Here is a 20,612-nt window from a genome sequence, read left to right as displayed (position 1 = left end):
GCTCAGCCATGGTTGGCTATTTCCATTCCGAAAATGAGACGTCGGGGTCGTAATCCGGGGCGTTTGCACTCAGGCGCATCTGCAGATGCAAAGTCCCAGACTCTTTCCGGAAATCGTGAACCAGCTCCCGCCGAACGAACCGGTTATTGGCTCCCCGTGCGTTTATGACCGCCCGGAGGCTGTGCGGCCCATCCGAAAGGTTGCCAACAAACAGCTGGTGTATGCCGCCTTGCCCAAGTGAGTGCCGTTCTTTATCGCTGTACAGATGCGCCGTCACCGGCTTCTGATTGACAAAAAGCTCAACCGAGTCCAGTTCCAGAGCGTCGCTGTCCTTGATCGACAGGAAAACAATCACCCGCGTATCAACCGGATGCAGTAACTTCTGTTCAAGAGCATAAACGTTCGCCGTGTGCCGCGTGATATCGGCGGTCAGGCGTTGTATCTGGTCGTCCAGTGAAGACGCATGAGCGGATGACACCATGGCCATCACGATATAACCGGATTTAAATAACCCCCTGGTCCTTGGGGTACTCCGGCATTGTTGTGTTTTTTTTCTGCCGAACATTATCTTCCTGCCTTGCACGACCTCGCGGGATGATTGCGAGGCTCAGGTAACATTTCGACATAAAGCGTAACACCCGATAACAACCAAGAACGGTATCCATTTCACCAAATGGACATTTGTCAGGATTTCGATCAGAGAAGAGTGTCGACCAATTTGACAGATGCAGAGGGAAGCCCTGAGAAGGGACGGAAAACCAGGGGGGAGAAAAAACACTAACTGATTGAATGAAAAGACAATAAATGAAGGTTGGCCCCGCACTTGCTATACCTGAAGTGGCGGGAGCGCCTTTTGGGCAACCCCCGCTTGAATATGCCGAGCTTTGCCGATGCCCTCAACCGCATCGGCTTTTTTTTATTTGCTCAACTGACGCATCGCCGATTCAAGCCCCTCAACCGTCAGCGGGTACATGTGATTATTCACCAGCTGCCGGGTTATTCCCAGCGAACCACCGGTACCCCAATAGCTTTCTGGTAACGGATTCAGCCAGACCACCTTGCGGAAGTGCTCTGTCACTCTCTGAAACCAGGCCGCGCCGGCTTCTTCGTTCCAATGCTCAATTGAACCACCAGGGTGCGTGATCTCATAGGGTGCCATCGTCGCATCTCCTACAAAAATCACCTTATAGTCTGATGTGTATTTGTGAAGGATATCCCAGGTGCTGGTGGTTTCATTCATGCGCCGGATGTTGTTTTTCCACACACTCTCATAAATAAAGTTGTGGAAATAAAAATACTCCATGTGCTTGAACTCAAGCCTGGCGGCAGAGAACAATTCTTCGCACACTTTAACGTGTGGGTCCATCGAACCGCCCACGTCAAAAAAGATCAACACCTTGACGGCATTATGTCGCTCTGGAACCATTTTAAGGTCCAGATACCCGGCATTCCGGGCCGTTGAACGAATGGTATCGTCCATATCCAGCTGGTCCGCCGCGCCCTGTCGGGCAAACTTTCGCAGGCGGCGCAATGCCACTTTTACGTTCCGGATGCCTAACGTAATACTGTCATCCAGGTCCCGGTATTCCCGTTTTTCCCATACCTTGATGGCCCGTCCATGCCGCCCCTTGTTCTGGCCAATACGAAACCCTTCCGGGTTGTATCCGTTTGCACCAAATGGCGACGTACCACCCGTTCCAATCCATTTGTTGCCGCCAGCGTGACGCTCCTGCTGCTCTTCCATGCGCTTCTTGAAGGTTTCAATCAACTCTTCCAGGCCACCAAGAGATTCAATTTTTGCTTTCTCTTCGTCGGTCAGGTGTTTTTCAAATTCGGCGCGCAACCAGTCATCGGGAATCAGGGCTTCCAGCAGCTCATCCAGGTTCTCAATGCCTTCAAAGTATGCTTTGAACGCCCGGTCGAACTTGTCGAAATGGCGCTCATCCTTGACCAGGCATACCCGGGCAAGGTAGTAGAACTCCTCCATGTCTGCGAACGCCAGGCGCTGCTGGACAGCTTCCAGGAGGTCCAGAAATTCCCGCAGGCTGGCGGGTACCTTGGCCCGCCTCACTTCGAGGAAAAAATCGATCAACATAAAGCAGAGCTCTTGTCGGTGATCAGTTTCGGCGACGTGCCATAAAAGCGAGTTTCTGCAGCAAGTGCACATCCTGCTCGTTCTTCACAAGAGCACCGTAAAGCGGCGGCAACGCCGAGCTGGAATCCTTCTCCTGCAATGCCTTGGCAGACAATTCATCGGCCATCAGGAGTTTGAGCCAGTCAATCAGTTCAGACGTTGACGGTTTTTTCTTGAGGCCCGGCACCTTACGAACATCAAAAAACACTTCAAGCGCATCACGCACCACCTGCTGCTGGATATCCGGGAAGTGCACATCAACGATGTCCTTCATCGTATCGTGATCAGGGAAGCTAATGTAATGGAAGAAACAGCGGCGGAGGAATGCGTCTGGCAGCTCCTTCTCGTTATTGCTTGTAATCACGACGATTGGGCGCTTTCTCGCTTTCACAAACTGCTGGGTTTCGTATACGAAAAACTCCATTCGGTCCAGCTCGAGCAGGAGATCGTTTGGAAACTCGATGTCTGCCTTATCAATTTCATCGATCAGGAGAACAACCTGCTCGTCTGCCTCAAAAGCCTCCCAGAGCTTCCCTTTGACGATATAGTTACTAATATCTTTGACCTTCTCATCGCCAAGCTGCGAATCACGAAGCCGCGAAACCGCATCGTATTCATACAGGCCTTGCTGAGCCTTGGTGGTGGACTTGATGTGCCAGGGGATCAGCTTCATTCCCAGTGCGGAGGCCATTTCTTCCGCCAGAAGGGTTTTGCCGGTGCCGGGCTCACCCTTGATCAACAACGGGCGCTGCAGCGCTATCGCTGCGTTCACTGCCATTTGCAGGTCATCAGTGGCGACGTATTTTTCGGTACCGGTAAACTTCATGTGTCTGCTTCCTGTTAGTTACTTTTTAGAATTCTCTTTCTTATCTGTCGGTTCTGGCCAGTCATTGGCCGGAGAATCTTCACGATATTCGGACAGATCATCAAACTCTGAAAGATCAAAGTCCTCCAGACCGAATTCGTCGTCTTCCTCAACATCCAGTCCAGCTGATGCAGGATCGTCCGCCTCAGAGGGGTCCGGATCTTCGACCGCCTCGGCTAACACTGTCTCTTCTACTGTCGGAATTTCAGGCTCTTCTGGCTCAACGGGCACCGTCTCGGTCACTTCCGGAATCGTCGCCTCTTCAGCTTCAGCCTCTGGCACAAACTCCACCGCATCGTTCTCTGGCTCAATCACCGGAGGCTCTTCGTCAACATCCAGATCATCCAGCGTTTCCCGGCCCGCCGCAGCGGCCTCCTGGGCCTCTGCACGATGTCTTTTTTGCCGGACCGCAAACAAAACAAACCCTGAAATAACTACCAGCAAAGCGACTCCGGAGCCCCAGGCCCAAAGCGGCAATCCCCAAAGAGTCTCTGGCGCCTTCTTCGTATCGGAGTCAGATGCTTCCACTTCAGAGGCATCTTGTTCCGGCGCAGCAGGCTGAACTTTCTGCTCGGGGGTCGGGGGCTCAGCTACTTCGGCGGGCGTTTCCAGTACCGCAGGCGCGGGGGATTCAGCCCCCTCAAAGCCGGGCAAGGCTTCCGCCTGCTCCGACAGGTCCGGCACCAGAGGCTCACGCACCACCTCCAATGGAGCCTCTTCGCCTGGAATGACAAAGCTGGTCATTACGCTGAATTTTCGGGAGAACGTGCCGGCGTCTGCCAACACATCAATCTGGTATTGCCCGGAAACAGGAAGCCTGGCCACCGTGTCCCGGTAGATACCATCCTCCGGAGGGGATTGCGCGGATAATTCCTTCGTCCCTTTCCGTCCGTCACTTGCCGTGATCGAGAGGCTGACGTCAATCACTGACAGGAAATCGGCCCCTGTCAGTCTTTCCATTTCTTCAAAAAAAGCCACTTCAACGCGCAGGGGTTCATTTTCTGTAAAGGTTGTCGGTATGGGGCTGACCGCCATTCTCAGATCACTCACCACCGTTACCCGACTGCCCTGCCCGAGGTCACCGAGAAGGCGCCAACGTCCGGCCGCAGGCTCAGTCACCGTGATCAGGTTGTAGCCTGGCTCAGATGCCCAATTTACATGGTCTGGCGCACTTTCATAGGTATAGGGTGCCCCGTCTGGCCCTGCCAGTTTCAGAGATGCCTCTGTAGCCGCCTCGGGGCCGGAAAAGATCAGAGCGGTAAATTCCTTGACGCCGGCGTCGACGTTAAAACCATCGCCCTCGATGGGTACCTGTTCCTGCGGAACGGCGGTATTAAGAGCGTTGGCAAAAGCCAGGCTCAGGGCTTCGGCCGATTGAGCCAGCTGGAAACTGCCTCCGGTTTCCCGGGCCAGCGTGCGGAGAAAGCCAATGTCCGCCTGTTCAGACAGGCCAACGGTGTGAATGGTGGCACCTTGTGCCTTGAGTTCAGGTATCCAGGCGGAGAGGATCCGGCGCTCTTCCGCTGCGCTTGCGTCTGCCCCCCCGGGCACGTCCACTTTCCCGTCGCTCAGGACAATCAGATGGGTATTCTCAAGACGACCACCCGACACCCAGGCATTGGATGCCTTTTCCATGGCCAGGCCGAGGTTAGTATGCAGCGCGACAGAATTAATCTGAGATGAACGTTCGATTGCCGTCTCGCGCCACGCCTGATCCACCACGTCATAGGGCACCAGCATGTTCACGTATTGCCCGAAAGTCCATAACCCCGCACGAGCCCCCTCAGGGACCATGCGCGCCAGTAGGCGGACAGCGGGACGGCGAAGATTCAGAGGATCGGTTTCTTTCATCGATCCGGAAATGTCCACCACAATCCGGATATCGGCATCCGCAGGCAGCGACAATGATGGTTCCTGCGCAAACACCGGCAGAGAAAGCAGTAGCAGGACGGCAGCCATCCGAACGTGTCTGAACCTTTTCATTGACCCCTCCTGCGTTGACGTTACCCGAGCCGCACTACCGGTTAACCAAGCGGTAGCGAACAAGATCCAGAATCCAGACCAAGAGCATGACGAGGCCCGCAACACTGAAGTTGAACAGTGCCCTGGCCGCCGCATCCACATCTCCCAGAATCAACTCATAACCCGCGAACAGCCAGGCGGGAATCCACCAGCCGGCAATATCCGGCGACTCAACCGGGGTGAGAATCAGTACCACCAGGGTGGAGAGCAACAGCGTTCGCAAACCATAGACAGGCAACACTCTGAACAACGATTTCATCATGTAGAAAAACACGGCGAAAGCGACGATATAAGCCGCCCAGAATATGCCATAAGCCGTTGAAGCATCCGTATCGATCATTACAGAACCCAGTGAATGATATGTTCTTCCCAATCCTCTTCCGGAACGCAGTCCTCTGACATCACTTTTCCCTGTACCGATACCCCGGACCGATGAACGGTCTCAGGATCTCCGCTACGCAGAGGATGCCAGTCCGGTAGAGCCCTTCCTTCGGCAAGGGTGCGGTACGCGCAAGTGTACGGCAGCCAGTGATACTGGCTGATCGTATCTGCAGTCAATACCGTGCACCCCGGCACTTTCTTTAACCGTTGCTCGTATACGGAACAGCCACAGGTGCTGGATTCCATGTAGCGACAAACAAGGTCGGTATAATAAACCTCGCCGGTATCTTCATCTTCGAGTTTCTGCAGGCAACATTGGCCACAACCATCACACAAAGATTCCCATTCTGATGGACTCATCTCGGCCAGCCGCTTACGCTGCCAGAAAGGGATCTGAGCGATCATTTTCGATGCTGCTCGATCTTGCGCTTGAAATCGACGATGTATGTTTCCTGCTCCTCCGGCATTTGCAGGTAGAAGTCTTTTTCCTCTATCGAAGCCAGCACTTCTTCACCGGTTGTCCGGGCGAGCTTTTTTTCTCTCGTCAGCAAAAGATCCATTGAGTGGACAGGGGCCCCAAAAACCTGGCGCAATGCATCCGGCAACGCCTCCCAATCCTGTCCCCGACGGACATAGATATAAGTGTCGCTTTTGTTGCTGCTTCGAAACACCGATACAAATTCACGATCAGTCATTGGCTGAGCAGTTCCTCAATCTCTTTTTTTACCGGCGCAACAATTTCTGCACGCCAGCCTGAAAAAAACGCATTACCGTCCAGAGTTCGGTTCTGGATCAGCTTTTCAATCCTTTTTCGTGGCGCCAGAATTTCCATAGGAATATCAAGGTGTTCTGCCACAGAATTAAAGTAACGCTTTATCTTTTTGTACAACGCTTGCTGATCACGGGTCAGTGGCCGGGCAATAGGCTCAAGCGCGGAATTATCGGCCGTGAGCGCAGCTTGTACCAGCGCCACCACGTGTTCGCCGTAACGTTTGACAAAACCACCCGGGACCCCCTGAACATCCCTGAGCTCATCAGGGCTGTCCGGCAGCCTGTCGGCGATGGCAATTAATAATCCATCGTTCAAGACCCGGTTTCTCGGGCGATCCTGCCGACGGCATTCGTCTTCCCGCCAGGCTACCAGCGAGCGAAGCACCGCTTGCTGATCACGGTTCAACGTCCAGCCGCCACGAAGCTTCAGGTAATGTTGAGTCGGGCTTTCCTGAGCCGCCGCCTCATCGGCAAAACGCTGAGATTCATACGCCAGCGCCTCCATCAGGCCCCGCTGCACCAGTTTTTCACTTACCCATTCATACAAGGGTTCAAGAAACCGGATGTCGTCCAGAGCATAACGCTCTTGCTCGGGCGACAAGGGTCTGGAAACCCAGTCAGAGCGAGTGGCCGATTTATCCAGCATTTCACCAAACAGGGTTTCAACCAACCGGGCATACCCAATCGAGAAGCCGGCACCCGCCAGGGCCGCCCCAATCTGTAAATCCAGAACCCCTGCTGGCTCAACATTCAGCCAATGGCGAAACAACTCCAGGTCTTCACTCATGGCGTAAAGCAGCTTAGGCCGGGCATCATCGGCCAGCATATTTCTGAACCCATCAGAGGCTTCGGCAACCTCAGGGTCAACCAGCCAGAAATCGCCACTGGCACCAAGTTGCACCAGTCCGGGAATCGGGAAGAAGGTGGACACACGCTCAAACTCGGTATCAAGAGCGACCGGAGCACCGGGCTCAAGACCTTCCAGCCATTGATTCAGCTGTTCCGGCGATTTCAGCCAGCGAACGGTGTCCGGAGCCGGGGGAACGGGTACAACCGGATCGGAATGAGTCATAGACAGGCCTTGGGAGCTTATTCAGACAGGGGCTTGCGTCCCCGGAATGCATGGGTGAGTGTGAAGCCATCAACATAGCCCAGCTCACCGCCAACCGGAATACCATGGGCCAGGCGAGTGATCAGGATATTTCGGCCATCGAGACGGTCGGCAATGTAATGGGCGGTTGCCTCCCCTTCCACGGTGGGATTTGTGGCCAGAATCAGTTCCGCGATGCCTTCCTCGTGTACTCGCTTCAGCAACCGCTCAATCCCGATTTCCTCCGGACCAACGCCATCAATGGGTGAAAGGTGCCCCATCAGCACAAAATAACCGGCTTTGTAGTCGCCGGCCTGCTCAATAGCAAGCAAGTCAGAGGGGCTTTCTACTACGCACAAAGTTCCGGTTTGACGCTCCGGATTTTCACAAATCTGACAGATCTCGGTATCCGAAAAGTTCTGGCAGCAGTCACACCGACGAACACCACTCATGGCTTGATCAAGTGCTGAGGCCAGCCTGGAACCGCCAGACCGCCCTCGTTCCAACAAATGGAATGCCATCCTTTGCGCGGTTTTCTGGCCTACGCCTGGCAGGCACCGAAGCGATTCCACCAATTCATCTACCAGAGGGCTGAATGCCATGACTACTCCTTAAAAATCGATGGCAAGCCGGTTCAGAACGGCATTTTGAAGCCGGGGGGCATTCCCATCCCAGACATCATGCCTGACATTTTGTCTTTCTGATTAGCCTCAACCCGACGAACCGCATCATTGACGGCAGCGGCCAGCAAGTCTTCCAGAATTTCCTTGTCCTCAGACAGCAAGGACGTGTCTATATCAACCTTGCGTACATCATGCCGACCGTTCATGGTCACCTTCACGAGGCCAGCACCCGCCTCGCCGGTCACTTCGGCCTTTGCGATTTCTTCCTGAGCCTTTTGCATCTGCTCCTGCATTTGCTGGGCCTTTTTCATCAGATCGCCCATGTTATTCATCATTCAGTTATCTCCTGGCTGTTTCTGCAGGACGGATACTTTCTTCGACGACCCGCCCTTCAAATCGTTCCACTATATTTTTTACGATCGGGTCCTGCCGGATGGACTCCTCAGCTGCTTTCTGGCGAGCCGCCCGAAGACGCTCTTCAAACGCCGCTGGCGTGTGAAGCCCTGGCACGCCCTGCTCCACTTTCAGTTGTGTGGCGTCACCAAAGCGTGATCTCAAGGCCGCAAGAATCTTTTCTTCGTGACGGGCATTAAGCAAACGGGCGTGACCGTCGTCCAGCGTCAACACCACCGTCTGGCCGTCAAGCTCCATAGACGCATAGCTGGCCAGATTCCCCGGCATACCTGTGATACCGAGGGTCCGAAAGTCCCGCTCCCAAACGAATCCGTCCGGACTGACCGGTTGCTCCGGCTCCACCACTTCCTGTGCCTGTGGCGGCTCCGAAAAACTCTTTTCCAAAAATGGCTCCGTCTCGGGCTCCGCCTCCACCGGCATTGGAGCTTCCGGCACCGGCTCATCCGCCTGGGGCTGAGCGTAATCATCCTCGGGCTCCCATGGAGGCACCTCATCGAAGCCGGATGCCTCAGGTGCAGGCTCCGGCGCCGATAAAGCTTCAGGCTGCGGTTGCGGCTCTGAAGCAGGTGCAGGAACAGCTGCAGGCTCTCCCACCGGCCCGGATACACCATTGGCAGGAGGACCAGGCTCGGGCTCCGCTTTCGGGGCGGGCGCATTGCCCGCAGAACCCGTGCCCAATGCGGGCGGTTCCCGTCGATCTGTACCCGGCCGGAACGCAAGCATTCTCAGTAACGTCATCTCGAAGCCCATCCGGGCATCTGGTGTCACCGACAGATCTTTCCGCCCGATCAGTGCTGTCTGGTAAAACAGCTGGGCGTCCTCAGCGCTGAGTCTGCGGGCAAGTTCCTGAACCTGAGCCGCATCGCCCATAGCATTGTCTGCACTGCCAGGCACAACCTGCTCCATGGTTACCCGATGGAATAGCGACAGCATGTCGGCAAGAATTACACCGTAATCCGGCGCAAAATCCGAAATCCGATTGATTTCCGAAAGCAGGCCAGGCCCGTCCCGCTCAACCAGAGAATGAACGATACGCTGTATGTCCCGCTGATCGATGGTGCCCAGCATAGTGCTGACATCACTGGCCGCAAGGTTTTCATTGCCAAATGCGATCGCCTGATCGGTCAGACTAAGAGCATCCCGCATACTGCCATCGGCTGCCCGGGCCAGCAGCCACAATGCTGGCTCTTCGAAAGGGATGCGCTCCTCAGTCAGCACGTGCTTCAGGTGCCCGACAATATGCTCAGGAGTCATCCGTTTGAGGTTGAACTGCAAACACCGGGAAAGGACGGTAACCGGCAATTTCTGCGGGTCGGTTGTCGCCAACAGGAACTTGACGTGCTCAGGCGGCTCTTCCAGGGTTTTCAGAAAGGCGTTGAACGACTGATTAGTGAGCATATGCACCTCATCAATGAGGTACACCTTGTAACGCCCACGAGTTGGCGCGTACTGAACATTGTCCGTCAACTCGCGCATGTCATCCACGCCGGTTCGGGATGCCGCATCAATCTCAATCAGGTCGACAAACCGGTTCTCCAGAATTTCCTTGCAGCTGTCGCACTCGCCGCACGGGTTCGGGGTAATGCCGGTTTCGCAGTTCAGGCATCGGGCCAGCAACCTGCCAATGGTGGTCTTACCGACACCTCGTGTGCCGGTGAACAGGTAGGCATGATGCAGTCGCTGGTGCTCCAGAGCATGAATCAATGCCTGCAACACGTGCTCCTGCCCCACCATGTCTCCAAAGGTGCGGGGGCGCCATTTTCGGGCTAAAACCTGATAGCTCATGATCCGTCAACTGCTCTGAAAAATGGGGATAACTCTAGCATGGACAGAGTATGAGAAGAAGCCAGGATATTCAGCACGGGCAAGTCATACGCGTTGACAGGCGGCAGATTCACCGGAAAGCGAGGAAACCAGAAAAATCAAAAACGGGGGGTATAAATGGGGGTGGCCCCATCAGCAATCCTCCGGCACACAAATCCACCGCTGCGGCTGCTCCCTTCCGGGCCTGACCGGGTTCACGGTTTCATGTTGCGGAGGCACCAATGGAGCCACCATAACGGCTTTTCGAAACATTTCCCTCGAAAGCGGCGCGCATAGTAACAGAAGGGTATAAGGACTACAACGGCAATGGCACCTCATCCTGACGAAACCAGCAGGCAATGCTGTATCGGGTTCGTTTGGCCGGTAGCACTTCATGGGCGACGTCCTCGCTCAGGAAAAGAACCGCCCGCCCAGCTTCTGGCCGAACCAGCCCCACCACCTGATCCTGATCCATGGCATCGAAAACCCGGAGCTCTCCCCCATCTTCCAATCCCCAGCTCTCGTTCAGGTACAACACCAGGCTGACCATTCTTGAAGCACGGCCCCTGAAACTGTCCAGATGACGCCGGTAGAAGTCACCAGACTGGTACGTGGCGTAGTGCGCCTCATATCGTTTCAGCCCAAGAAACAATCTCTGATTCAATCCAAGCCTGATCATCTCGAAGAAACTGAACAACTCCGCCTGGGGTGCGGTAAACCCTTCCATCCAGGCTATTCGGTCACGACGGACACCCCGGTCTTTAACAAGATCCGTACCCCGGCCAATGCCAGCCTGCTCCATCGCCTTGGTACGATCCAGTATCTCAACTTCGTTCCGCAGCGCCTCAATCAGCCCAACGGGAAGTCGGGCACTAAGGTCTAACTCTATCCAGGCTTTCTGGCTCAAGCCATCCGCCAACGCTTCCAGCCAGACGTCGGTGGCAGCGACACCCGCCCCATCTGCCTTGCCGGCGAGACTGGCAGTATCACCAGCCACTTTGTCAAACCGGCCAGTGGCACCCTCAAGCCGAGGCTCTGGCATCGACACAATGACGCTCGTGGTGTTTTCCGGATTCATCATTAAACCCTCAGTTATTTGATTTATTGTATTCTGAAACTCGCCGGGTACAGCGTTTTAATTTACCCTGAGACTACGGATTTTCACCTAAGGATGCCGTTCAGTATCATGTCGGACAGCCGTAACAAACCACCCGCTAACGGAACTCTTGGCCCCTGGTCTTTCACACGCTGGAATACCATCGGACAACTGGAAGCCCTGGAGGTTCACCACCCGCTCTTCCAGGCCACACTCTGCCTGCAGGGCGCTCACCTCACCCATTTTGCCCCAAAAGATGAGCCCAACTGGCTCTGGCTCAGCGACCTGGCCCGATTCCAGCCCGGCAGCGCCATTCGGGGAGGCATCCCTGTGTGCTGGCCATGGTTTGGTAACCCCGCCAGGAACGCACCAGAGATCCGCAAGCGAATTCTTTCAGAACAAGCTCACGGCTTTGCCCGCACCGCTGTATGGCACCTGGAAGATGTTCGAGAGAACGCCCATGAGGTTGAGATCAGCCTGTCACTGAACGCCAACCACGACTTCGATCACGAATGGGAGGGGCGTGCACTGGCCCTCATCACCTTCAGCTTCTCCATCAGGGGCTGCCAGATTGCACTCACAACCACCAATCTTGCACCCGAACCACTGGCCTTCAGCGAGGCACTGCACACTTACCTTCCCACGGATGACGCGACAAGAACACGAGTCCTGGGACTGGGCAACAGCCAATACATCGATACGCTGCGGGAATGGGACTATTTCAATCAGGAAGGCCCCGTCTATTTCGACGGCGAAGTTGACAGAATCTACGAAACGGACGAAGCGCTGACGGTGATCACCCCACATACCCGTCGCAAGCTGACCTCTGTTGGCAGCGGGTCAACCGTTATCTGGAATCCGGGCCCGGACAAAGCGCGACGCCTGTCTGATTTTCCAGACTCCGGCTGGAAAAATATGCTGTGCGTCGAAACAGCCAATGCGGCCTCGGATTACCGGGTATTAAATGAAGGCCAAAGCCATACCTTGGGCGTGTTTCTCGGTCGCACATGAGCGGCGGACATTCTTGAGCAGGGAGCGGGCATGAGCCTGGCAGCGTATCTGAAATCGAAACTGGTACCGGCGGACCTGGACGAACAGGTTAACCGGATTCGAAAGCCCATCGGGTCGCTTGGCTATGACCCCTGGGGATACAATAACGAAGCGATCAAGTACGGCTTTTCGGCCGCACGCCAGATTTACGAAAAGTACTTTCGGGTGTCCGCAAGCGGTGTGGAAAAGATTCCTGCCAAGGGGCCGGTCCTGATCATTGCCAATCATTCAGGCCAACTGCCTATTGATGGCTTACTGATTGGCTATGCGCTTGCTTCCAGACCAGAAAATCCCCGAATTCCCCGAGCCATGATTGAGCGCTTTTTCCCCACCGTCCCCTGGCTGGGCAACCTCCTGAATGAGGTCGGCGCTGTGCTGGGCGACCCGGTTAACTGCGCCAAGATGCTCGCCAACAATGAAGCGGTCATCGTCTTCCCCGAGGGCGTCCGTGGTTCCGGGAAGCTCTACAGGGATCGATATCAACTGCAGCGATTCGGCAATGGCTTCATGCACCTCGCCATGAAATACCACGCAACCATCGTTCCAGTCGGTGTGGTGGGGTGCGAGGAGACCATTCCTGCCATCGCCAATATCAAACCCCTTGCCAGGGCGCTCGGCGTTCCTTATGTCCCCGTAGCTCTGCCTGTCATCCTGCCGGCCAAAGTCCACCTGAATTTTGGCGACCCGATGATCTTTGACAACCGAGAAATCCCTGAGGAACAGGTAACCGAGCGGGTTGAAGCGGTCAAGGCCGAAATCAGCCGCCTGATCGACAAAGGACTGAGTGAAAGGAAAGGGCTGTTCTGATGACCAAGCCACAACGCCCCCGCATACTGATTACCGGCGCCGCCGGTGCCCTCGCCCAACAAGTCATCCGTCGACTCAGGGCAACCTGCGACCTGGTGGCAGTAGACTTTCGGGAACAGATTTACCTGGGTGACGACATTCCCAGCTACTGCATCGATTTCAACAAACGCGTTTTCGAAGACCTCTTTCGCCGATACCAGTTTGATGGTGTTATTCATCTGGGGCGCATTCTGTCCAGCCAGCTTACCCGCATGCGTCGATACAACGCGAACGTTCTGGGCACCCAGAAACTTCTGGACCTTTCCCACAAGTACGGTATTCGCCGGGTCATCGTCCTTTCGACCTATCATGTCTATGGCGCAGTGGCCTACAACCCCGCCCTGATTGATGAATCCGCCCCCCTGAAGAGTGCCGGCCTGAGCGCAGATCTTGTGGATTCCGTTGAACTCGAGAACCTTGCCAATATTTACCTGTGGCGCTACCCGGAGCTCAACATCACCATTCTCCGCCCCTGCAACATCGTGGGGCCAGGCGTCCGCAACACCATGAGCACCCTGCTGGGCAGCGAACGCGCCCCTGCACTGGCAGGCTTCTCGCCCATGATGCAGTTTATCCACATTGATGACATGGCGGACGCCATCGTGGCCGCCTGGGCCAAACCCGTCAAAGGTGTTTTCAACGTTGCTCCGCAGGACTGGGTGGCTTATCAGCATGCCCTGAAACTGTGTGGCTGCAGGAAAATCCCGATTCCATCCATCCCGCCCGGTGTACCGAAGGCCATTGCGCGCCTGCTCAACCTCAGGAGCTTTCCACCTTACCTGATGGCCTTCTTCAAGTATCCGGTCGTTATCGATGGGCGAGCCTTTGCAAAAGAATTCGGATTTACCCCCAAACGACCGCTCAAAGAAATCTTCCGGTATTACCGGGACAACAAAAGGCCGGTGTAATCCCTGCCGGTTATTTTCCGGGTTGGAATAGACGCACGACAGGTTTCAGCGCTACCCTGTACAGGATAAATACAGTCCCAGGGAATCCTTGAAAAGCGACGCCCTGGAGTTCAAGGAAAGAGCGAATGTTCAGGGATCTCAGCGTGATCAGCCACGGGGCCGCTGCAGCAGTGTTTGCAGTATTGGCGGTGCTCGTTGCTACCCGTTACCTAAGGCGCGACATTGATCGGGCCCTGTTCCTTGCTGCCACCGTCACCACGTTATGGGCGTCTGTTATGGTCGCCCAGAGCCTCTGGGGCCAGCCCGGCTTTTTCATTCGGTACCTGCTTGAGCTTCTCAGGGATACCGCCTGGATTCTTCTGCTGTTTGCCATGCTTCGTGATGGTTTCCGTCAGGGCCGCTTTACCAGTCAGGTCAAAATGGTTCTCGGCGCCAGCACCGCCATTCTCATCGTGACACTGCTGGCCCTTGGCACTCTGGAGTTCGCACTCGAAATTGATCTGGTAAGCGGAAAAACCAAAGTCATCGGGCAAATTGCCCTGTCCCTGCTTGGACTGTCACTCGTTGAGCAGATCTGGCGCAACTCGCCGGCCTTTGGCCGGTCCAGCATGAAGTACCTCTGTATCGGTATTGCCACGCTCTTCGCGTTCGACTTTTTCATGTATGCCGACGCTCTCCTGTTCGGGCAGGTGGCTGACTCTTTCTGGAATGCGCGGGGCTTTGTGAATGCGGCGCTAATGCCCCTGTTTGCCATCAATGTGATCAATACGCGCAAGCAGCCTGTAGACTTCCGGCTTTCCCGGTCCGCCGTGTTCCACGCAGGCACCCTGATTTTCGCGGGTGGCTACCTTCTGCTTCTGGCCGTCGGCGGCTATTACGTGCGAGCGCTCGGCGGCGAGTGGGGAGAAGCACTGCAGGTACTGTTCATCACGGTTTGCCTTGCCTTCCTGCTGACCCTTCTGCTGTCCCGGCGGATTCGCGGGCGCCTCATGGTATTCATCAGTCAGAACTTCTTCGACTACAAGTACGACTACCGGGAAGAATGGCTGAAACTGACCAAGGAACTTGCAGACCTTAGCCACGAGCCTCCATTGCCGGAACGAGTAGCTCGCATCCTGGCCGGGCTGGTAGAGAGCAACGCCGGCGCCCTGTGGATCAAAGGCGAGCAAAAAGATTTCCATCTGCAGGCCAGCGTAAACATTGCGACCTCCAGATACACCATTATTGATGAACACTCTGACCTGGTGTCGTTTTTCCGGGAAAAGGAATGGATTATCGACCTGAATGAATATCGCGAGGACCCTCTGAGCTATAACCTGCTGGAGATTCCTGATGCCATTACCAACACTCCCGAGGCCTGGCTGATCATTCCTCTGTATCTGGATAAGGAGCTTTACGGCATTGCCATGGTTGGGGAGCCATACGCCAAGGTAGAGTTGAACTGGGAGAACTTTGACCTGATCAAGGTCGTCGCGCGCCAGACCTGCAACCTGATCGCCCAGAACGATGCTCAGAACCGGCTTTCACGCGCCATGCAGTTTGAAGCCGTCAGCAAGGCCAGCGCTTTTATGGTTCACGATCTGAAAACCCTGATTGCGCAGCTGTCACTCCTGGTCAAAAATGCACCCAGGCACCGAAACAACCCGGCCTTTATAGACGATATGATTGCGACCACCGATCATGCGGTACGGAAGATGGCCAATCTGGTCGATCACATCCGCAAGCCGTCTTCGGAGACTGCAGAGCAGCGCGCCGCCATCAACCTGACCGAACTGGTACGCGCGCTGATTGAAGACAACAGCCGCCGAAGCCCGGCACCGATCCTTCTGGGCGAGCCTCCGGAAATCAGCGTTTGCGCCGACAAGGAACAACTCCGGAGCGTGCTGGGACACCTGATAAACAATGCCCAGGACGCCACGCCTCCGGCCGGAGAAATCACGCTGAACCTCAAGACCGCCCGGGGCAGCGTTGTCCTGTTTATTCAGGATACCGGCAGCGGCATGACTGAAGACTTCATCAGTACCCGTTTGTTCAAACCCTTTGAAAGCACAAAAGGCCTGACCGGTATGGGAATAGGCGCCTACCAGGCACGGGAATACATCCAGGAACTCGGAGGCTCTATCGATGTGACCTCCGAGCCCGGGCTGGGTTCCTGTTTTTCGGTTCGGATCCCTCTGGCCAACCCCGGAACAAAAGTACCCGAGACGGTTTTCCCGAAAACGTCAGAGACAGACATCGATGAGAATAAGCGGGCCGTCAATTAATCGTCGGATCAGACTATTTTTAAAGGCGAGCATTGCAAAGTGTCAATGTTCAGTTAAGAATCGTGATTATGGAATCGTGATGCGCAACGACGACGCTATCCGATAAAAACACGGAACAAAGGACTGATTTTTGTTGTGAAGCAGTTACTGATAGTTGAGGATGATCCTGGCCTTCAGAGCCAGATGCGATGGTGCTTCAGCGAAGACATTGAAGTCTCGGTGGCCGCCGATCGTGACGCCGCACTGACCGCCTTGCGCCGCCTTGAACCGGAAGTGGTGACGCTGGACCTGGGATTACCTCCAGATCCAGGCGGAGCCACTGAAGGATTTGCCCTGCTAGAAGACATCTTGCGGCTGGCGCCAATGACAAAAGTTATTGTGGTTACCGGTCGCGAAGACAAGGAAAACGCTGTCAAAGCCATCGGCATGGGAGCCTGCGACTTCTACCAGAAGCCACTGGACGCCGATATCCTGACCTTCGTTGTCAACCGAGCCTTCCGGCTGGCTGAGCTGGAAAAGGAAAACCGGGAACTGTCCGCCCAAGGCAACGGCACCAACATCAAAGGCATCGTTGCCACCAGCCCTGAAATGCTGACCATTTGCCGCACCGTAGAAAAAGTTGCGCCGACCGACGTCACTACTCTGATCAATGGCGAAACCGGCACCGGCAAGGAGCTGCTGGCAAGAGCCCTCCACGATCTCAGTCAGCGGGCTGATCAACCGTTTGTTGCCATCAACTGTGCGGCAATCCCGGAAAACCTGCTGGAGAGCGAACTGTTCGGCTTTGAAAAAGGCTCGTTTACCGGTGCCACCCAATCCAAAAAGGGCAAGATTGAGAATGCCAACGGTGGCACCCTGTTCCTGGACGAAATCGGAGACATGCCAATGGCGCTGCAAGCCAAGCTGCTCCGATTCCTGCAGGAAAGAGTCGTGGACCGAGTGGGTTCCGTAAAGCCCATCCCGGTCGATGTCAGGGTGGTGTGCGCAACACATCGAAACGTACAGGATCTCATCAGTCAGGGAGAATTCCGGGAAGACCTTTACTACCGGGTCAGTGAAATCACCCTCGATGTCCCCGCACTGAGAGAACGCGAGGGAGACCCTCTGGTCATTGCCCAGTCGCTCCTGAAGACACTGGGCAAACAACTCGATCGCCCCAACCTCACCTTTTCCGACGACGCCGTACAGGCCATTAACGCATATGGCTGGCCCGGCAACGTTCGGGAAATGATCAACAAGGTAAAACGAGCCATTATCATGGCTGACGGCAAACGCATTACCGCCGACGACCTGGTATTACCCCTTAGTGGCTGTGATACAGACTTTCAGCTGAACCTGCGCCAGGTACGGGAAAACGCTGAACGTAAAGCCATCATACAGGCACTGACAACCAGTAATTTCAATATGGCTCAGGCCTCCCGGTTACTCGGTGTAACGCGCCCAACGCTCTACAACCTCACCGACAAGTACCGGATCGAGACCAATACGGCCACTAACGGAGCCTGAGGCATCCAATGCTGGAAAAGAACAAGACCCGACGAAGGAAGGAACAGGGTATGAAGATCAAAACCATCGCGCGAGTTTCACTGCTGTCCGCGGCTATTGCATTAACCCTGACCGGATGCGACAGCGAACCGGATATGTCGCAGGAAGACATCCAGTACATCAGCCATGTCGACCAGGCTCGCTTTTTCCAGCGCCAGGGCGAACTCAAGGCCAGCACGATCGAAGCAAGAAGCGCCCTTGATCTGCAACCCGCCCGTCCGGCGCCCTACTTCGTCATTATCAACAACCTGCTGACTGCAGGCGATGCCGCCAATGCCGAGCGTCAACTCGATGAACTTCTTGAAAACACCAGCATTGAAGAACTAAGCCAGACAGAACGGAATCAGGCACTCCTGATTCGTGCGAAAGCCAGAATTCTGCAGGGCAAAAACCAGGAGGCGCTCGAACCCCTCGACCAGATGTCCTCCTTGTCCGCGGACCAACAGCGTGAAGCCGATAACCTTCGGGGCCGTGCCTGGCTTGCCAGCGGTGAATTCGATAAAGCCGAGGCCGCGTACCGCTCCGCTTTTGACAAGCACAGCAACAATGTTGTGGCCATGGTGGGCCTGTCTCGGGTTGCCACAGCGCTGGGGGATTTTGAAACCGCCAGAAAGTACCTCGACAGCGCGATTGAAATTGATGCAGAACACGAAGAGGTCTGGCTCTGGAAAGCCCAGTTTTCCCACAGCCAGAAGCAATGGGCCGACGCCGAGCAGGCCTACATACGGGCTCTGGAAACCATTGGCCAGTTTGACGTCATGACGTTCAGGAAATACCAGACCATTTCCGCACTCATCACCGTTTTGCGGGAACAAGGCAAATCTGCCGAAGCGTTTGTCTACGAAGAAATTCTGGCCAAATCTGGCCCCGGCACCATCAAGAGCAATCTTGAAGCGGCCTCGTCAGCCTATAGCGATGGCGATCTGGACACCGCGGCACGGTATCTTCAGGAAGTGCTGAACCAGGCGCCAAACCACCAGCAAAGTGCACTAATGCTGGGGGTTATCCGTTTTCGCCAGGGCCGGTCTGAAGAAGCGGAAAAGCTGCTTGAGCCATTGGCAAGCATGGAAAACTCCGATGAAATCAGAAAGCTGCTGGCAGCGACCCGAATTTCCATGCAAGACCCGGCTGGTGCCAAGTCACTCCTTGAAGATCTGGAAGGAAAGGAAACCGACCCGCAAACGCTAGCACTGGTTGGTATTGCAACCCTGGCTTCCGGCGATGACAAGAGTGGACGCCAGCTTCTCGAAAAGTCGCTGGAGCTGACCCCGGACAACCACAACCTGAGGTTGCGCTATGCCGGCTACCTGACACAAACCCGGGATTTCGCAAATGCCGTCAAGCAGGCAAGGCAGATTCCGGAAAGTACCCCGGAAGGCCTTCAGGCAACCATTCTGATATCGCAGGCTCAGGCCCTCTCGGGCGATACCTCGGCGGCAACCGCAACTCTGGACGCCTGGCTGGAAAGCGATCCGGACAGCATGGCTGTATTGATCGCCCGGGGGAAGCTGTCCAGCAGCCTGGCCGACCACCAGCAGGCACAACGTTACTTTGAGCAGGCCCACAACCAGCATCCGACAGAGGCCGCTCCTCTCGTCGCCCTGGGCACCCTTGCCCAGGACCTGAAACAAGTGGACCAAGCCACGACTTACTATCAGCAGGCTATTGAAACAGACCCTGATAACCTGCCGGCCATTCAGGCCATCGCTTCGATCATGAAGCGGGACGAACTAAACGTCTTGATGAAAGAGGTTCGCTCTAACCATCCTGAGGCAAACGGCCCGAAGCTGATTCTGCTGGAATCGGCGCTGATCAATAACAACACAGCAGATACCGACGAACTGACGGCCCAACTGATGGAAAGGGAGCGTGAGAATGAGGCGTCGGTATCCGAGCCCATGGTTGCAGCAGTTTATGAAGGTATCGCCACCCAGATGGCCCAGCGCGGCAACAATGAACGCGCTCTTGAAATCCTTGGACGGGGCCGCGTCTTGTTTCCAAAGAACGAAGCCATTGCCCTGAAAGTCGCCGCCATTGAATTCAATAACGGCAATGCCACCGCGGCGAGAAACGCCCTGCAGGATGCAAAGCAGCATCATCCGGATTCACCGGCCCCCTATCAGGTTGAAGCCAGCTACTACGAAAATCAGGGAGAACATCAGCAAGCCGCAGAGCTTTTCCAGTTGGCGCTCTCAAAGCGCCCCACGCCAGATCTGGCCGTGGCTCACGCCCGCGCGCTTTCAAACTCCGGCCGGACCCAGAGTGCGGTGGAGGCATTGCAGCAAGCCAATATCCAGTTCCCCAACAACCCACCTATCCTGCTTAACCTGGCACTCCAGCTTCAGCAGTCTGGCCAGACAGGACCAGCGAAGGAACACTACCAACAACTCCTGGAACTGACGCCGGACAATGCCCTGGCGCTGAACAACTTGGCCTGGCTGTACTACGAGGCCGGCAACGACGAAGCCGCAGATCTGGCCAAACGCGCCTACGAACTGGTGCCGGACAATGCCGCCATTGCCGACACCTACGGCTGGATTCTGTTTGAGTCAGGCAAGCACGAAGAGAGCCTATCCGTGCTTGAGAAAGCCCATGCCCTGGCGCCTGAATCACAGGAAATTGCCATGCATCTGGCGGAGGCTTACAGAGCTAATGGCCGCACAGATTCAGCAAGGCATATCATGGACAAGTTCAACCCCACGTCAAACAACTAAAGGTACTCACGCTATAACGGATTAGGGGACATAACGAAACGTTCCTAATTGCAAGTGGCAGCCACGACCCACTGCGCCAATACTTC

Annotated in this window: 18 protein-coding genes and 1 other RNA gene; 6 read left to right on the top strand and 13 right to left on the bottom strand. The window is 55.4% G+C overall.

Annotated elements, in window-relative coordinates; translation table 11 throughout:
- Nucleotides 1–16: 16 nt before the first annotated feature.
- From K325_RS0105845 to K325_RS0105790, 13 genes are all read right to left on the bottom strand, one after another.
- Entirely contained in the window at nt 17–487 is a 471-nt protein-coding gene (locus K325_RS0105845; RefSeq protein ID WP_051146578.1) for a hypothetical protein, read from the bottom strand.
- 429 nt (nt 488–916) lie between these two features.
- A complete protein-coding gene (locus tag K325_RS0105840) occupies nt 917–2,095 on the bottom strand; it encodes a vWA domain-containing protein (RefSeq protein ID WP_029653332.1) in 1,179 nt (392 codons plus the stop codon).
- Nucleotides 2,096–2,117: 22 nt separating this feature from the next.
- A complete protein-coding gene (locus K325_RS0105835) occupies nt 2,118–2,960 on the bottom strand; it encodes an AAA family ATPase (protein WP_029653331.1) in 843 nt (280 codons plus the stop codon).
- Nucleotides 2,961–2,978: 18 nt separating this feature from the next.
- A complete protein-coding gene (locus tag K325_RS0105830; protein ID WP_029653330.1) occupies nt 2,979–4,982 on the bottom strand; it encodes a VWA domain-containing protein in 2,004 nt (667 codons plus the stop codon).
- A 34-nt stretch (nt 4,983–5,016) separates the two neighbouring features.
- Nucleotides 5,017–5,361 carry a hypothetical protein gene (locus tag K325_RS0105825; protein ID WP_029653329.1) on the bottom strand — a complete coding sequence of 115 codons (345 nt, stop codon included), beginning with the start codon at nt 5,359–5,361 and terminating at the stop codon, nt 5,017–5,019.
- Nucleotides 5,361–5,807: a YcgN family cysteine cluster protein gene (locus K325_RS0105820; protein ID WP_029653328.1), complete on the bottom strand. Its 447-nt coding sequence runs from the start codon at nt 5,805–5,807 to the stop codon at nt 5,361–5,363. The genes K325_RS0105825 and K325_RS0105820 overlap by 1 nt, the downstream gene beginning before the upstream one ends.
- Nucleotides 5,804–6,097 (bottom strand): YcgL domain-containing protein, encoded by a 294-nt coding sequence (locus K325_RS0105815; RefSeq protein WP_029653327.1) that lies wholly within the window; start codon nt 6,095–6,097, stop codon nt 5,804–5,806. Before K325_RS0105815 ends, K325_RS0105820 begins: the two co-directional genes overlap by 4 nt.
- Nucleotides 6,094–7,245 (bottom strand): ribonuclease D, encoded by a 1,152-nt coding sequence (locus K325_RS0105810; RefSeq protein ID WP_029653326.1) that lies wholly within the window; start codon nt 7,243–7,245, stop codon nt 6,094–6,096. The genes K325_RS0105815 and K325_RS0105810 overlap by 4 nt, the downstream gene beginning before the upstream one ends.
- A gap of 17 nt (nt 7,246–7,262) precedes the next feature.
- Nucleotides 7,263–7,865, bottom strand: coding sequence for a recombination mediator RecR (recR, locus tag K325_RS0105805; protein WP_029653325.1), 603 nt, complete (start codon nt 7,863–7,865; stop codon nt 7,263–7,265).
- Between the two features lie 32 nt (nt 7,866–7,897).
- Nucleotides 7,898–8,221: a YbaB/EbfC family nucleoid-associated protein gene (locus tag K325_RS0105800; RefSeq protein WP_029653324.1), complete on the bottom strand. Its 324-nt coding sequence runs from the start codon at nt 8,219–8,221 to the stop codon at nt 7,898–7,900.
- Nucleotides 8,222–8,225: 4 nt separating this feature from the next.
- Nucleotides 8,226–10,085, bottom strand: coding sequence for a DNA polymerase III subunit gamma/tau (dnaX, locus tag K325_RS0105795; protein ID WP_029653323.1), 1,860 nt, complete (start codon nt 10,083–10,085; stop codon nt 8,226–8,228).
- 166 nt (nt 10,086–10,251) lie between these two features.
- An RNA gene (gene ffs, locus K325_RS18365) (signal recognition particle sRNA small type) lies at nt 10,252–10,348 on the bottom strand.
- Nucleotides 10,349–10,419: 71 nt separating this feature from the next.
- Complete coding sequence (locus tag K325_RS0105790) at nt 10,420–11,184, bottom strand: 2OG-Fe(II) oxygenase (protein ID WP_228128397.1); 765 nt, start codon at nt 11,182–11,184, stop codon at nt 10,420–10,422.
- Nucleotides 11,185–11,289: 105 nt separating this feature from the next.
- Here K325_RS0105790 and K325_RS0105785 point away from each other — a divergent pair, with 105 nt between their 5' ends.
- The 6 genes from K325_RS0105785 to K325_RS0105760 all read left to right on the top strand — a co-directional run bounded on the left by K325_RS0105785 (nt 11,290) and on the right by K325_RS0105760 (nt 20,526).
- Nucleotides 11,290–12,210: a D-hexose-6-phosphate mutarotase gene (locus K325_RS0105785; RefSeq protein WP_029653321.1), complete on the top strand. Its 921-nt coding sequence runs from the start codon at nt 11,290–11,292 to the stop codon at nt 12,208–12,210.
- Between the two features lie 30 nt (nt 12,211–12,240).
- Nucleotides 12,241–13,056: a lysophospholipid acyltransferase family protein gene (locus K325_RS0105780; protein ID WP_029653320.1), complete on the top strand. Its 816-nt coding sequence runs from the start codon at nt 12,241–12,243 to the stop codon at nt 13,054–13,056.
- The gene (locus K325_RS0105775) at nt 13,056–14,003 is read left to right on the top strand and encodes an SDR family oxidoreductase (RefSeq protein WP_029653319.1); all 948 of its coding nucleotides are present in this window, start codon (nt 13,056–13,058) and stop codon (nt 14,001–14,003) included. The genes K325_RS0105780 and K325_RS0105775 overlap by 1 nt, the downstream gene beginning before the upstream one ends.
- Before the next feature lie 125 nt (nt 14,004–14,128).
- Complete coding sequence (prsK, locus tag K325_RS0105770; RefSeq protein WP_029653318.1) at nt 14,129–16,267, top strand: XrtA/PEP-CTERM system histidine kinase PrsK; 2,139 nt, start codon at nt 14,129–14,131, stop codon at nt 16,265–16,267.
- A gap of 135 nt (nt 16,268–16,402) precedes the next feature.
- Nucleotides 16,403–17,773: a PEP-CTERM-box response regulator transcription factor gene (prsR, locus tag K325_RS0105765; RefSeq protein ID WP_029653317.1), complete on the top strand. Its 1,371-nt coding sequence runs from the start codon at nt 16,403–16,405 to the stop codon at nt 17,771–17,773.
- A 50-nt stretch (nt 17,774–17,823) separates the two neighbouring features.
- The gene (locus K325_RS0105760) at nt 17,824–20,526 is read left to right on the top strand and encodes a tetratricopeptide repeat protein (protein WP_029653316.1); all 2,703 of its coding nucleotides are present in this window, start codon (nt 17,824–17,826) and stop codon (nt 20,524–20,526) included.
- Nucleotides 20,527–20,612 lie beyond the last annotated feature (86 nt).

The organism is Marinobacter daepoensis DSM 16072 (genome assembly GCF_000421165.1).
Lineage (GTDB): Bacteria > Pseudomonadota > Gammaproteobacteria > Pseudomonadales > Oleiphilaceae > Marinobacter > Marinobacter daepoensis.
Note: the sequence above shows the minus strand (reverse complement) of the source record. Positions and strands in the feature narration are given on the sequence as shown.